Consider the following 13996-nt stretch of genomic DNA (forward strand, 5'->3'; position numbering starts at 1 on the left):
GGGCGCCGATCAGTGGGCCTCGTCCCAGTTCTTCGCCGCGCGCGCATCCACTTGCAGGGGCACGGACAGGTCGACTGCCGGGAAGGCCGCGCTCTCCATCACCTCGCTCACGATGGCGATCGTGTCGCCGGCGGCGGCTTCCTCCACTTCGAAGATCAGTTCGTCATGAACCTGCAGCAGCATGCGGGCCGGGCACCTGGCCTTGTCCAGTGCCGGCTCCATGCGGACCATGGCGCGCCGTATGATGTCGGCTGCCGATCCCTGGATCGGAGCGTTGATCGCGGCGCGTTCGTTGAAGGCGCGCACTGACGGGTTCGAGGCCGTGATGTCCGGGTAATGCGCCCGGCGCCCGAAGATCGTTTCCACGTAGCCATGCTCGCGGGCAAAGGCCTTGGTCGCGTCCATGTAGTCCTTGATGCCGGGGAAACGGGCGAAATAGGTCCTGATGTAGTCCGACGCCTCCCCGCGCTCGATGCCCAGCTGGTTGGCAAGGCCGAAGGCGGAAATGCCGTAGATGATGCCGAAATTGATCGCCTTCGCCCGCCGGCGGACTTCCGGCGGCATGCCTTCCACCGGTACGCCGAACATCTCCGAGGCCGTCATGGCATGGATGTCCATGCCCTCGTCAAAGGCCTTCTTCAGTTGCGGAATGTCGGCTACGTGCGCCAGCACGCGCAGCTCGATCTGGCTGTAGTCGGCCGAGACCAGCACGTTGCCCTTTTCCGGGATGAACGCCGTGCGGATCTTGCGGCCCTCGGCGGTGCGAACCGGGATGTTCTGCAGGTTCGGTTCCGACGACGACAGCCGGCCGGTCGTGGTGGAGGCCAGCGCATAGGACGTGTGCACGCGCTTCGTCTCGGGGTGGATATAACCCGGCAGCGCATCCGTGTAAGTCGATTTCAGCTTGGTCAGCTGGCGCCAGTCGACGATCTTGCGCGGCAGTTCGTGACCTTCCGCGGCCAGGTCTTCGAGCACCTGCGCCGTGGTCGACCACTGGCCGGACTTGGTCTTCTTGCCGCCCGGCAGGCCCATCTTGCCAAACAGGATCTCGCCGAGCTGTTTCGGCGAGCCGGGGTTGAAATCCTCTCCCGCGATGCCGCGGATCTCGTCCTCCAGCGCGGCGGCCGATTGCGCCAGTTCGCCGGACAGCCGCGACAGGATCTGTCGGTCGACCGAGACGCCCCGCTCTTCCATGCGCGCGAGCACGTGCACCAGCGGGCGCTCCAGCCGCTCGTAGACCGCGGCCATGCCCTCGGCAGCGAGCCGGGGCTTCAGCACCCCCCACAGCCGCAGTGTCACGTCCGCATCCTCGGCGGCATAGGCCGTCGCCTTGTCGATGGGCACGTGATCGAAGGTGACGGCGGATTTTCCGGAACCGGCGACATCCTTGTAGGCGATCGGCGTGTGCCCGAGCCAGCGCTCCGACAGCGTGTCCATGCCGTGGCCGCCCTTGCCGGCATCCAGCACGTAGGAGATCAGCATCGTGTCGTCATGGCTGACAACCTCCATGCCGTGGCGGTGCAGCACGACGAGGTCGTATTTGAGATTCTGAGCGATCTTGAGAACCGACGCATCCTCAAGCAGATCCTTGAGCGCCTTCAGGGCGGCGGCTTCGTCGATCTGCCCGTCCGCCAGTCCGCCGCCGAGCAGGTCATCCTGTCCGGTGCGATGTTTCAGCGGAACATAGGCTGCCTTGCCCGGCGCCAGTGCCAGCGAGAAGCCGACGAGGTCCGCCTGCATCGGGTCCAGCGAGGTGGTCTCGGTATCGATCGCCACCAGCCCCTGTTCCCGCGCTGTCTCGATCCATTGCATGAGCGTGTCGAGGTCGCGGATGGTCTCGTAGGCAGCCGTGTCGATCGTGCCGGCCACCGCATCGTTCGCGCGGGCCGCCGCAAGGGCGGCAGGCGTTCCGGAAGCTTCCGGCAGATCGTCCCCGGCAGTCGAGGCGGCAGGCGTTTCGCCGGCCTCCGGCGCGCTGACCTTGTCATCGAGGTCGGGCCCGTGCGCCGAGTCGCCCCATTCCACCTCCACGTGGGCCGGGTCCACGGCCGAGGCATCGGCACCGGTTTCCTCGGCCACCCGCCGCGTCAGCGTGGTGAATTCCATGGCTTTCAGGAAGGCAATGAGTTTCGGCCCGTCAGGGTCCTCCAGCGCCAGGGAGTCCAGCGCGTCGAGGTCCGGCACGTCGATCTTCAACCGCACCAGTTCGCGTGAAAGCCGCGCCATGTCGGCATTGGCGATGATGTTCTCGCGCCGCTTGGTCTGCTTGATTTCCGCGGCGCGCTCCAGCAGCGTGTCGAGGTCGCCGTATTCGTCCAGCAACTGCGCGGCGGTTTTAGGGCCGATGCCGGGCACGCCGGGGATGTTGTCCACCGAATCGCCCGTCAGGGCCTGCAGGTCGATCATCTTGTCCGGCGCGACGCCCCATTTCCCGACCACCTCGGCCACGCCGATCTGCCGGTCCTTCATCGGGTCGTACATCGACACCCGGTCGGTGACGAGCTGCATCAAATCCTTGTCCGACGAGATGATCGTCGCGTCGCCGCCGGCCTCGGCGGCAAGCCGCGCATAGGTGGCGATGATGTCGTCCGCCTCGTAGCCTTCCATCTCGATGCAGGGCAGGCCGAAGGCCTGTGTCGCCTGCCGGATCAGCCCGAACTGGGGCACCAGGTCTTCCGGCGGTGCGGACCGGTTGGCCTTGTAGTCGTCGTAGAGCTCGTTCCGGAACGTCTTCGACGAATAGTCGAAGATGACGGCGAAATGCGTCGGCGTGACGCCGACGTCGGTGTCGCGCGCCTGCTTCAGCAGCTTCCAGAGCATGTTGCAGAAACCGGCAACCGCGCCGACCGGCAGGCCGTCCGATTTGCGGGTCAGGGGCGGCAGCGCATGGTAGGCCCGGAAGATGTAGGCCGAGCCGTCGACGAGGAAGAGATGATCACCGTTTTTCATGGCCAACAGGCTTAAGCGCAAACGCGGAAAAGGTCTATCGGCAAGACCGGTTTCGAACAGCCCCGCTGCAAGGAGCCGCCGTCGCCAGCCGCCCTTCGGGCAGGAGAGGACCGGGTGCGCGTTGCGGCGAACATTTTAGCGCCGCCGCCTTTCAGCCTTTTGTCATCCGGGCGGGAGCAGGTTGCTGCCCTGTCCTTCCGCTGGCCCTGTCCGCGCGGTCCTTGCGACCATTCCGCCGGCCCGGCCCGAACTGAACCAAGGGGGTTCCATGATTCCGATCCAGCACATCCATCCCATCGTCGTCCATTTTCCCATTGTCTTCTTCCTGTCGCTGGCCGTCTTTGACATCGTCGCCGTCGCGATGGGCTACTCGGTGACCGGCCGGTCCGCGACCGGAAACGTGGCGACGGGCCTTGCCGTCGCCGCCGGCGCCTTCGCGGTTCTCGCTGCCATGTTCGGCGATGCAGCGCTGAGCTTTGCCGAGGCGAACGGCTTTTCCAGCGAGATCGCCGAGATCCACGAAGGTCTCGGTGAAACCACGGCCGCCGTCCTTGCCGTCTGGGCGGTAATCCGGCTCTTCGTGTGGTGGCGCGACAAGCGCTTCTCCGGCGGTGCCGGCTGGGGTTTCGCCGCGCTTGAAGTCGCTGGAGCCGGCCTGGTCGTTGCGACCGCCTACTATGGCGGACAGCTGGTCTACACCCTGGGCGTCAACGTCGCCCACGCCGCGCAGTAGCGAACGCTCTCTCCCGCCGGATCGGCTTGTACGGGGCCGGTCCGGATAGAAGCCTTGCCAGGCCATGGTGGCGGCCTGTGCAAGGCTTTTTCTTTTGAATGATTGGCGCCTCATCGCACAGCCGCGCGCAATCCGTGCCGAACGCGCATCTTTGGCCGGCAAGGGAACCGGGCAACTCGAGTCGGGTCAGGATCTTGACATGCAACGCGCCCTGTAGACATCGCGTACAGCCAAGCAGATCACGCCAACGTTACAAACCTTTAATCTTCGTGCCCTTGTTTTGCCTCTTTCATCTTCCCAAATGCAGGGCATCGGCAATCAATAATGCCGCGTCCGGACACAAAAGGCCCGTCCCCCGCCTGATCCGGATGAAGAGTGGCAGCTCCAAATCCCCCTCTCCGGGCTGCCACTGTTTTTAAATGGCCGCCGTGGTCCCCCCCTCCACCACGGCGGCCTGTTTATTTCCGGGCGACATTTCCCGGTCGCATCTTCCGAATGCCATTCTCACGGTCTAACGTCCGCGCAAACCCAATTGATTTGCGAGGCCCTGATGAGTGACATCGCCCCTGTTCTTGACGAGATCGATTCCCGGCTGGATGCGTCAGTCGAACACCTCTTCGACCTGATCCGCATTCCGTCCATTTCGACCGACCCTGCCTACAGGGACGAGTGCCGCCGCGCCGCCGGCTGGCTGGCCGAGGATCTGCGCTCCATCGGTTTCGATGCCTCCGTGCGCGATACCACCGGCCATCCCATGGTTGTCGCCCACCACGAGGGCGCATCGCCGGATGCCCCGCATGTCCTGTTCTACGGTCACTACGATGTCCAGCCGGTGGACCCGATCGAGCTCTGGAACAGCGGCCCGTTCGAACCCTCCGTGGCCCTGCGCAATGACCGCAAGGTCATCACCGGCCGCGGTTCGGCAGACGACAAGGGCCAGTTGATGACCTTCGTCGAGGCATGCCGCGCCTACAAGGCCGTTCAGGGCGGCCTGCCCTGTCGGGTCACCATTCTCTTCGAGGGCGAGGAAGAATCCGGCTCGCCGTCGCTCAAGCCCTTTCTCCAGGCCAATGCCGAAGAACTGAAGGCCGACTTCGCCCTCGTCTGCGATACCAACATGTGGGATCCGGCAACGCCGGCCATCTCCGCCGGCCTGCGCGGCCTCGTCGGCGAGCAGGTCACCGTCAAGGCGGCCAGCCGCGACCTGCATTCGGGCTACTATGGCGGCGCGGCGGCCAATCCGATCCACATCCTCACCCGGGTGCTGTCCGATCTGCACGACCTGGCCGGCCGGGTGAACATCCCCGGTTTCTACGACGGCGTTCACGAGACCCCGCCGGAAATCCTGGAGATGTGGAACGGGCTGAACCGCACGCCTGCCTCCTTCCTCGGCGAGGTCGGCCTGTCGGAGCCTGCCGGCGAAACCGGCCGCACGCTGCTGGAGATGATCTGGGCGCGGCCGACGGCAGAGGTCAATGGCATCTGGGGCGGCTACACCGGCGAGGGGTTCAAGACGGTCATCCCCGCCGAGGCCTCCGCCAAGGTTTCCTTCCGCCTCGTTCATGACCAGGATCCGGCGGCGATCCGCACGGCCTTCCGCGATTTTGTCCGCGCCCGCATCCCCGCGGACTGTTCGGTCGAATTCGAGGAGCACGGCGGCTCGCCGGCCATCCAGCTTCCCTACGATTCGCCCCTGCTCCAGACCGCCCGCTCGGCCCTGTCGGAGGAATGGAACACCGATGCGCTGATGATCGCCATGGGCGGCTCCATTCCCATCGTCGGCGATTTCCAGCGCATGCTCGGCATGGAATCGCTCCTCGTCGGCTTCGGCCTCGGCGATGACCAGATCCATTCGCCCAACGAGAAATACGAGCTGACCTCCTTCCACAAGGGCCAGCGCTCCTGGGCCCGCATCCTCGCGGCCCTGGCGGCTGACGGCTGACGGTCCTTGACCGGCGCGCGGGGCCTTTACCTGTGCGCCGGTTTCCGCCATACCGCCAGACGAAGCCAGGAACCGTCGGCCCTGTCCGGCAGGCGGCGGCCGGGAACGAGGAACCGATTGCCATGACCATCCGCGCGCACCGGGGCGACCTGCCCGATCTTTCCAACTACCAGGTGGACGCTGTGGCGATCGACACCGAGACGCTGGGCCTCAAGCCGCATCGCGACCGCCTCTGCGTCGTCCAGCTGTCACCGGGCGACGGCACGGCCGACGTGGTGCAGATCGCCAGGGGACAAACCAGTGCGCCCAACATCGAGAAGCTCCTTGCGGACCCGAAGATCGAGAAGATCTTTCATTTCGGCCGCTTCGACATCGCCGTGCTCGAACATGCCTTCGGCGTGCGGGCCAACCCGGTCTTCTGCACCAAGATCGCCTCGCGGCTGACCCGCACCTACACGGATCGTCACGGCCTGAAGGACCTGTGTTCGGAACTGCTCGACGTGCAGATCTCCAAGCAGCAGCAATCCTCCGACTGGGCGGCCGCGACGCTGAGCCAGGCACAGCTCGAATATGCCGCCTCCGACGTGCTCCATCTCCATCGCCTTCGCGATGCCATTTCGGCGCGCCTCGAGCGGGAGGACCGCATGGACATGGCCCGCCAGTGCTTCGATTTCCTGCCCATGCGCGCGAAGCTCGATCTTGCCGGCTGGGACGAGACCGACATTTTCGCCCATAGCTGAGGCAGCGCACTGTCTCGCGGCGCGCGGCGCCATGTTTGCGCCGCGATCCTGCGGATTTTCCGCATTTTCCTGACCCCGCATCAACCATGCGCTTAACCGCACCTTAAATCGCCGGATTTAGGGTCGAGACGGTGGCGCGACCGGAACGGGCAGGGCAAGGCGGGAATTCATGGCAAGACGCAAGACGGGCAAGCGGATCGAACCGACCTTCGAGGGCGCAGGCACGCGCAAGCGCGGGCTCTCCGTGTCCGACGACGACCGCGTCGTTCCCGGCCGCAAGGCGAAAGCCCCGGCCGCGAAGCGCAAGAAGGCCGGATCGGCCCGCAAGACGGCGAACACCCGCAAGCGCCGCGGCTTTTTCGGGCTTCTGCGCGGCCTCATGTACTGGTCGCTGATCCTGGGCATCTGGGGCGGCATCGCCGTGGCAGGCCTCGTCGCCTGGTATGGCGCAAAGCTGCCCTCTGCGACCACCTGGGAAGTCCCCGCGCGTCCGCCGAACGTCAAGATTGTTTCCGTCGATGGCAAGCTCGTGGCCAATCGCGGCATGACCGGTGGCGAGGCCATCGGACTGCACGAGATGTCGCCCTACATACCCCAGGCGGTGATCGCCATCGAGGACAGGCGCTTCTACTCCCATTTCGGCATCGATCCGCTCGGCCTCGCGCGCGCCATGGCGTCGAACGTGATGCGCGGCCATCTGCGCGAAGGTGGTTCGACACTCACCCAGCAGCTGGCCAAGAACATGTTCCTGTCGATGGACCGCACCATCGAGCGCAAGGTCCAGGAAGTGCTGCTCGCCCTCTGGCTGGAGCATGAACACACCAAGGACCAGATCCTGACCATGTATCTCAACCGGGTCTATTTCGGTTCCGGCGCCTATGGTGTCGAGGCGGCGTCCCGGCGCTACTTCAACAAGTCCGCGCGCGACGTGACGCTGGCCGAGGCGGCACTGCTGGCCGGCCTCCTCAAGGCGCCCTCGCGCCTGTCGCCGGCGCGCGATCCCAAGGCTGCGGAGGCACGGGCGAAACTGGTCATCGCTGCCATGCGCGAACAGGGCATGATCGGCGACACCGAGTATGCCCATGCCATGAAGGCGCCCGCCACCCGCGCCGCGGCCTACTGGACCGGTTCGGAAAACTATGTCGCCGACCGGATCATGGAGGAGCTTCCCGGCCTCATCGGCGACGTGAAACAGGATGTCATCGTCGATACCACGGTGGACCTGACGCTGCAGAAACTGGGCGAGGAATCCATCCGTCAGCTCATCGCGAAGAACGGCAAGGGCAAGCGTGTCGGCCAGGGTGCACTCGTGTCCATCGACGGCTCCGGCGCGGTCCGCGCCATGGTCGGTGGCTACGACTATGCCAATTCCCAGTTCGACCGGGCCTCCGAGGCCCGCCGCCAGCCGGGCTCCACCTTCAAGCCCTTCGTTTACCTCGCGGCGCTGGAAGCCGGGCGCCGCCCGGACAGCGTGCGCACCGATGCGCCGGTCAGGATCGGCAAGTGGACGCCGGAGAATTACCACGGCAAGTATTTCGGCAAGGTCACGCTGGCCACGGCGCTGAAGAAGTCGCTCAATTCCGTCGCGGCGCAGCTCGCCCAGGAGGTGGGCCCGAAGACCGTGGCCGAGGTGGCCCATCGCATGGGTATCGAATCCGACCTCTCGGTCAATGCCTCCATCGCGCTCGGCACGTCCGAGGTCACGCCGCTCGAACTGACGGCGGCCTATGTGCCCTTTGCCAACGGCGGCTACCGTCCCGATGTCTATTTCATCCGCCGCGTCACCACCACGGGCGGCAAGGTCCTGTACGAGCACAAGGCCGCGGCACCGCGCGTCGTGCGGCCGGACTATGTCGCCATGATGAACTACATGATGGCGGGCACCGTCGAGGATGGCACCGCCCGCCGTGCCGACTTCGGCTGGCCGGCAGCCGGCAAGACCGGCACGACGCAGAACTCGCGGGATGCCTGGTTCGTTGGCTATACCGCCAATCTCGTCACCGGCGTCTGGTTCGGCAATGACGACGGCACGCCCATGAAGGGCGTGACCGGCGGCTCGCTGCCCGCCGAGGCCTGGAAGACCTTCATGGAAGCGGCCCACGAGGGCCTGCCGAAGGCGCCCCTGCGCGGCATGTGGGGACCCGGCGCCGGCAATGACAACACGCCGATGGCACCCGTCGGCACGCGCGGGGACCTGCCGATGGCCGGTGGCGATGCGCCCGCGCCGCGACCGGTGGCGTCTGTCGGCGGCAATGACGTTCCGCGTCCTGCCGCCCGCCCGCGCGGCGATGGCGACCGGACGGCATCCGTGTCGCGCCCGGTGCCAAGCGTTGGTGTCGGCGAGGACACGCAGCGCGGTCGTCACGTCTCCATCCTCGACGTGATCCTGGGGCGGTAGGGATCGCGGCCTGGCCTCGGCCAACCCGCGCAACGCCTGCCGGAAAACGTTTTCCCTGAACGGTGCAGGGAGGGTTCTAGCCTTCGCAGATGTAGGTCACGGTCCTGATCCGGTCCTCGGCGAGATTGCGGACCTGGTTCTTCGCCATCGCCGGAAAATCGTCGCCGAGAAAGGCACGGAACGACACCGAAGGCGGCCCTGATCGCGCCATGCGCTCGGTCATCGCCTCGAACCATCGAAGGCTCTCGGCGCTCGAATCGTCGGTCGTCAGGATCCGGAACCCGGCGCCGCCGAGGAGCAACGTCATCTCATCCCTGGTCGCCAGATGACTGATCGAGGGATCGAGGGCCCATGGAACCGGGAAGTGCACGTCACCGCCGTCGCCCTGGATGATGTCGTAGACCGCGAAACGCCCTCCCGGTTTGAGCACACGCCGGGCTTCGGCGTAGAGACGGTCCTTGGCCGGGATGTTCATCGCGACATGAATGGTCATCGCCGCGTCGAAATGCCGGTCTGGATAGGGCAGGTTCGTGGCGTCACCCTGCTGGCAGTGGACTTTGTCCTGCAGGCCGAGCCACGAAGATATGGCATTCGCCGCGGTGCAGAATTCCTCGGTCAGATCCACCCCGGTGACGCGGCATCCGTAGGTTTCCGCCATGGTCCGGGCTGGGCCGCCCAGGCCACTGCCAAGATCGAGCAGGCTTGTACCGGAGCCGAGATGGAGCTGCTCTCCGAGTTCCAGGGTGGCCTTTCGCCCGCGGACATGGAACTCGTCGACGGGCGCCAGGTCCGCGGTCGTCAGGTCGGAAAGGCTCTTGCCGGCCCGCTCGAAGGCCGCTGCAATCGTGTCTGCGAGCTGCCCCTGGCCACTGTAGTGATTTTCGACCGCTGTGCTCATCACACCTCCCCTGACGGACATCGTCTCGGGATGTCCGGTCCCAGCTGTGCCATGCAACGAGGGCCCTGACGCCGCTCGGGATCGGTCGGGGCCTTAATGACAGGATAGCAAATGCAGGCGGGTGCGGGAATGGCCCAGGGCAGGGTCACGCAGTGGGCGTGGTCAGCGTCCCGGGGCCTGGCGCTATCCGTTCGTCCTCGCCGCGGTGAGGTTTCGCGCCAGTTCGCGCAGGTGCGTATCCCATGTCCCGCAGCATCCGCCCCACATGTCGATCTGGGGGTTCTTGCGCGCCAGGTCGCCCAGCTGCTGGCCCAGTTCCACCGGGTCGCCATCTTCCAGGTGGTTCAGCTTGCACAGCGCGATCTTGTCCATCATGGCCGCGTTCGGCCGGATGCAGCGTACGCGGCGGAACCAGTCGCCGGGCTCGAGCGCCGGAGCGTATTCGAGCGGATGGGAGCAATTGATCCCGTAGCCGATCGGGCGCTGGTCGCCCGTCTCCCTGTCGACCGCCTCCACCGCCTCGCGCAGCGAGGGGCCGGACCGTAGCCGGTGCTCGCCGGTCAGGGTGAACGAGACGCAGACAGGCACGCCGATCCTGGCTGCGGCACGCGCCACGCCCACCGCTTCCGGCACGTTGTTGAAGGTCGCGGCCCAGGCGAGGTCGATGTCCAGTGCCTTGAGCGTTTCCAGTTGCGTGCTGTGATAATCCTCGGCCTCGTCGGCGGTGATCGTCCGGTTCAGGGAATAGGCATCGCCGCGCGGCCCGATAATGCCTGCAAACCGAATATCCCTGATCTGCCCGGAATAGGGGGCCGCCACCTCGCGGAGAAACGTGATGCACTGCGCCTGCACGTCCGCCAGCCCTTCCGGCGAATATCCGAGCAACTGTCCCCAATCCGGGCTCGCCCGGTAGTCGAGGCCGCTCATCAAGGCACCGAAGGCCGTCTCGGCGACGACATCGAGGTATCGCCGGTACATGTCGCGAAGGTCATCCATGGCCTGCCTGTTCTTGAGCAGTTCGAACATCGCGAAGTGCGGAAAGTCATGGCCGTGCCGGAACATGATCTCCGTTTCGGTCCCGCCCTCCGTCAGGAAGATGGTTTTGTCGGTTTCATGCGTAAAACGGCCTGCCATGATCGGTTCCTCCGACAATATTCAAGTATCGGGAAGCATCAGTTCGTGTAGGTGTCAGTGTTCCCGAGATGGCAGGTCGGGGCTAGTGTACCGGCAGTACAGTGGCGCCGGCGTTGTGTTTCGGATCAAATTGAAAAACGGTTGGTGTCGCGCCACAATCATCCGCCCGTTGCTGGTGGATGGGCGATGGCGTGCAGCGCCCTTGCACATGAATCCGGAGGTCGTGATGTCATTCCTGAAACCGCGCAGCATGGAGACGAACCGCGACCGGCTGATGAGCGTCGCGGAAATGGCGATCCTGGAGAAAGGCTTCGCTGCCACGTCGATCGAGGAGATCGTCGCCGAGGTCGGCATCACCAAGGGCGGCTTCTTCTATCATTTTCCCGACAAGAGCGCGCTGGTCAGGGCGATCCTCGAACGCCATGTCGAAGTCGAGGAGGGATGGTTCGAGGACCTCTTCGCGCGGGCGAGGTCGGACGATCCGCTGCAGGAATTCCTCGGCTTCCTGGATATCCTGCGCGAGGAGATGGAACGGCTTCCGGATGTTCATCCGGGTTGCCTGATCGCGGCCTGCTGTTTCCAGGAGCGCCTGTTTGAACGGGATATCCACGATATCGCCGCCGGCAACCTGCTGCGCTGGCGGGAGCGCTTTCATGATCGGTTCCGATTGATCGCCGGGCGCTATCCGCCCCGGATCGACGTCGATCTGGAAGCCCTCGCCGACATGCTGACCGCGCTGACCGATGGTGCGATCATCCTGTCCAAGACCGTTCGCAGGAAGGAAGCCCTGCCACGGCAGATCGGGCTCTACCGCCAGTTTGTCACCGCGATTTTCCTTGGAACACCGTGATTTCCGCGCCACTGAAAGCTGCATTCCATTCCGTGAGTTAGCCGCGGGAACCGGCTCGTCACGGAGATCAGCGCCGGTCCTTGCGGATTCGATCGGAAAAAAGGGCCAAAGACCGGTGGCTTACCCTTCCGGCATGCCGCCGACATGGGACAGCAATTCGGCCACGTTGGCCGCCTGGAATTTCTTCAGCAGCTTGGCCCGGTAGGTCTCCACGGTGCGCGGCGAAATCTCGATCAGCCGCGCGATCTCCTTCGACGTGCGGCCTTCGCCGAGATGCATGATGATCTGCCGTTCCCGTGTCGTCAGCCGCACCACCGGCCGCTCGTGCGACAGGTCGGCGAAGCTCCATACGGCCTTGGCCAGCGGGTCGCCGTCGTCGGTGAGCGTGCGCCCGCGCACCCGGCACCAGAAGAGCGATCCATCGGTGCGTGCCATGATCCGCTCGTCGGAATAGCGGTTGCGCTCGCGCAGCGGCTGGACGCCCACGTCACGGATCGCCACGAACTCCTCGAAGGAGGGATAGAGAATGGCGAAGGACTGGTCGATCAGCGTTTCGCGGCAATGGCCGAACATGTCGGCGAAAGCCGGGTTGCAGGCGCGGATGATCCGGTTTTCGGTCATCACGATCCCGATCGGCGCCATTTCATAGGCGATACGGTCCAGTTCTGCGTGGTTCTGCGCCTCGGTCATGCGTGTTTCTACGGTCTTGCGCGTTTGCCCTGCTCCATCTGATAGTATGCTTATACGGTGAACGGCAAAGAAGAAATGCGGGCGCTGGCCCGTCTGGACGCCGTCAGGGAGGAAATTCGGCATGAACCTGGCCCATTGGCTGGTCAGAAGCGCTTGCGTGTCCGCAGGCAACCCGGCCCTGCTCAAGGGAGACACGGTTGTCGCCGACTACGCGTCCTTCGCGCGGTCCGCGGCCGGCATCGCCGGCGCGCTCGTCGAAACCCACGGCGTGAAGCCGGGCGACCACGTTGCCATTTTTGCCAGGAACTGCACCGAGTACCTCGAAGCCATGTGGGGCGTCTGGTTCGCCGGCGCGGCAGTGGTGCCGGTCAACGCCAAGCTGCACCCGAAGGAAGCGGCCTGGATCATCGCGGATTCCGGCGCCCGTCTCGCGCTCGTGACGGCCACCCTCGGTGAGAACCTGGACACCGTGCGCCCGGACGGCCTCGAGACCATGGTTGACCTGCTCGGCGATGGCTTTGCCGCCATGCGCGCCCATGCGCCGATGCCTGCCCCGGCCGAGCGTGCGCCGGACGAGACCGCCTGGCTGTTCTACACCTCCGGCACCACGGGAAAACCCAAGGGCGTGATGATCACCCACGCCAACATCCAGGCCATGGTGCTGGGTTATTTCGCCAATATCGACGAGGTCTACGCGTCCGATTGCGCGCTCTACGCCGCGCCGATCAGCCATGGCGCCGGCCTCTACAACGTCCAGCATGTCCTGAAGGCCGCGCGCCACGCTGTGCCGCCATCGGGCGGGTTCGAGCCGGCCGAGATCCTCGATCTCTCCCGCCGTCTGGGCGATGTCCACATGTTCGCCGCGCCCACCATGGTCAAGCGGCTCGTCACCCATGCGAAGGCGGCCGGCGCCACGGGCGAGGGGATCCGCACCATCGTCTACGGGGGCGGCCCGATGTACCTCGCCGACATCATCGAGGCCGTCGACGTCCTGGGTCCGCGTTTCGCCCAGCTTTACGGCCAGGGTGAAAGCCCGATGTGCATCACCGGCATGACCCGGGCCATGGTCGCCGACCGCACCCACCCGCGCTGGCGCGAACGGCTGGCATCCACCGGCATCGCCCAGGCCTGCGTCGAGGTGCGGATCGCCGGCGAGGACGGCACCGAACTCCCGCTTGGCGAGACCGGCGAGGTGCTGGTGCGCGGCGCCTCTGTCATGAAGGGCTACTGGAACAACCCCGACGCCAATGCGAAGACCCTGCGCGACGGCTGGCTTTGGACCGGCGACATGGGCGCCATGGACGGAGACGGGTTCCTTACGCTGAAAGACCGGTCCAAGGACCTGATCATTTCCGGCGGTACCAATATCTACCCCCGCGAGGTCGAGGAAGCGCTGCTGACGCATCCGTCGGTCTCCGAGGTGTCGGTCGTCGGGGCGCCGCATCCCGAATGGGGCGAGGAAGTCGTCGCCTTCGTGGTGCTGGCCGAGGGCGGGGCAGCCGACGAGAAGGCGCTGGACGCCCACTGCCTCGACCAGATCGCCCGCTTCAAGCGTCCCAAGCGGTACTGGTTCATCGAGGCGCTTCCGAAGAACAACTACGGCAAGGTGCTCAAGACCGAGTTGCGCACGCGCCTGGCCGAAGAACGGGAGGGCGCCTGACC

General features: G+C 65.5%; 10 protein-coding genes. 6 read left to right on the forward strand and 4 right to left on the reverse strand.

All coding sequences use genetic code 11. The features are described from left to right. Nucleotides 1-9 precede the first annotated feature (9 nt). Entirely contained in the window at nucleotides 10-2949 is a 2940-nt protein-coding gene (gene polA / locus CSC94_RS02375) for a DNA polymerase I (protein ID WP_099303339.1), read from the reverse strand. Between the two features lie 268 nt (nucleotides 2950-3217). Between polA and CSC94_RS02380 the strand changes: the two genes are divergently transcribed. The 4 genes from CSC94_RS02380 (at nucleotide 3218) to CSC94_RS02395 (ending at nucleotide 8762) form a co-directional block, all read left to right on the forward strand. After that, on the forward strand, nucleotides 3218-3682 hold the full coding sequence (locus CSC94_RS02380) for a DUF2231 domain-containing protein (RefSeq protein WP_099303341.1): 465 nt from the start codon (nucleotides 3218-3220) through the stop codon (nucleotides 3680-3682). Nucleotides 3683-4232: 550 nt separating this feature from the next. Next, complete coding sequence (locus tag CSC94_RS02385) at nucleotides 4233-5624, forward strand: dipeptidase (RefSeq protein ID WP_099303343.1); 1392 nt, start codon at nucleotides 4233-4235, stop codon at nucleotides 5622-5624. Nucleotides 5625-5746: 122 nt separating this feature from the next. Next, entirely contained in the window at nucleotides 5747-6364 is a 618-nt protein-coding gene (locus CSC94_RS02390) for a ribonuclease D (RefSeq protein ID WP_099303968.1), read from the forward strand. Between the two features lie 169 nt (nucleotides 6365-6533). Beyond that, the gene (locus tag CSC94_RS02395; RefSeq protein ID WP_099303345.1) at nucleotides 6534-8762 is read left to right on the forward strand and encodes a transglycosylase domain-containing protein; all 2229 of its coding nucleotides are present in this window, start codon (nucleotides 6534-6536) and stop codon (nucleotides 8760-8762) included. A gap of 76 nt (nucleotides 8763-8838) precedes the next feature. Here the strand turns inward: CSC94_RS02395 and CSC94_RS02400 are convergent, their stop codons facing one another. Both CSC94_RS02400 and CSC94_RS02405 read right to left on the reverse strand, forming a co-directional pair. Next, nucleotides 8839-9660 carry a class I SAM-dependent methyltransferase gene (locus CSC94_RS02400; protein ID WP_099303347.1) on the reverse strand — a complete coding sequence of 274 codons (822 nt, stop codon included), beginning with the start codon at nucleotides 9658-9660 and terminating at the stop codon, nucleotides 8839-8841. Between the two features lie 183 nt (nucleotides 9661-9843). Next, the gene (locus tag CSC94_RS02405) at nucleotides 9844-10794 is read right to left on the reverse strand and encodes a homocysteine S-methyltransferase family protein (protein WP_099303349.1); all 951 of its coding nucleotides are present in this window, start codon (nucleotides 10792-10794) and stop codon (nucleotides 9844-9846) included. Nucleotides 10795-11020: 226 nt separating this feature from the next. On the opposite strand from CSC94_RS02405, the gene CSC94_RS02410 reads away from it, so the two are divergent. Beyond that, entirely contained in the window at nucleotides 11021-11644 is a 624-nt protein-coding gene (locus tag CSC94_RS02410; RefSeq protein WP_099303970.1) for a TetR/AcrR family transcriptional regulator, read from the forward strand. 120 nt (nucleotides 11645-11764) lie between these two features. Here CSC94_RS02410 and CSC94_RS24975 read toward each other — a convergent pair whose 3' ends face one another. After that, nucleotides 11765-12334, reverse strand: coding sequence for a PAS and helix-turn-helix domain-containing protein (locus CSC94_RS24975; protein ID WP_099303351.1), 570 nt, complete (start codon nucleotides 12332-12334; stop codon nucleotides 11765-11767). Between the two features lie 121 nt (nucleotides 12335-12455). Here CSC94_RS24975 and CSC94_RS02420 point away from each other — a divergent pair, with 121 nt between their 5' ends. Then, entirely contained in the window at nucleotides 12456-13994 is a 1539-nt protein-coding gene (locus tag CSC94_RS02420) for a class I adenylate-forming enzyme family protein (RefSeq protein WP_099303353.1), read from the forward strand. Nucleotides 13995-13996 lie beyond the last annotated feature (2 nt).

The sequence above is a fragment of the Zhengella mangrovi genome, from assembly GCF_002727065.1.
GTDB classification, from domain to species: Bacteria; Pseudomonadota; Alphaproteobacteria; order Rhizobiales; family Rhizobiaceae; genus Zhengella; species Zhengella mangrovi.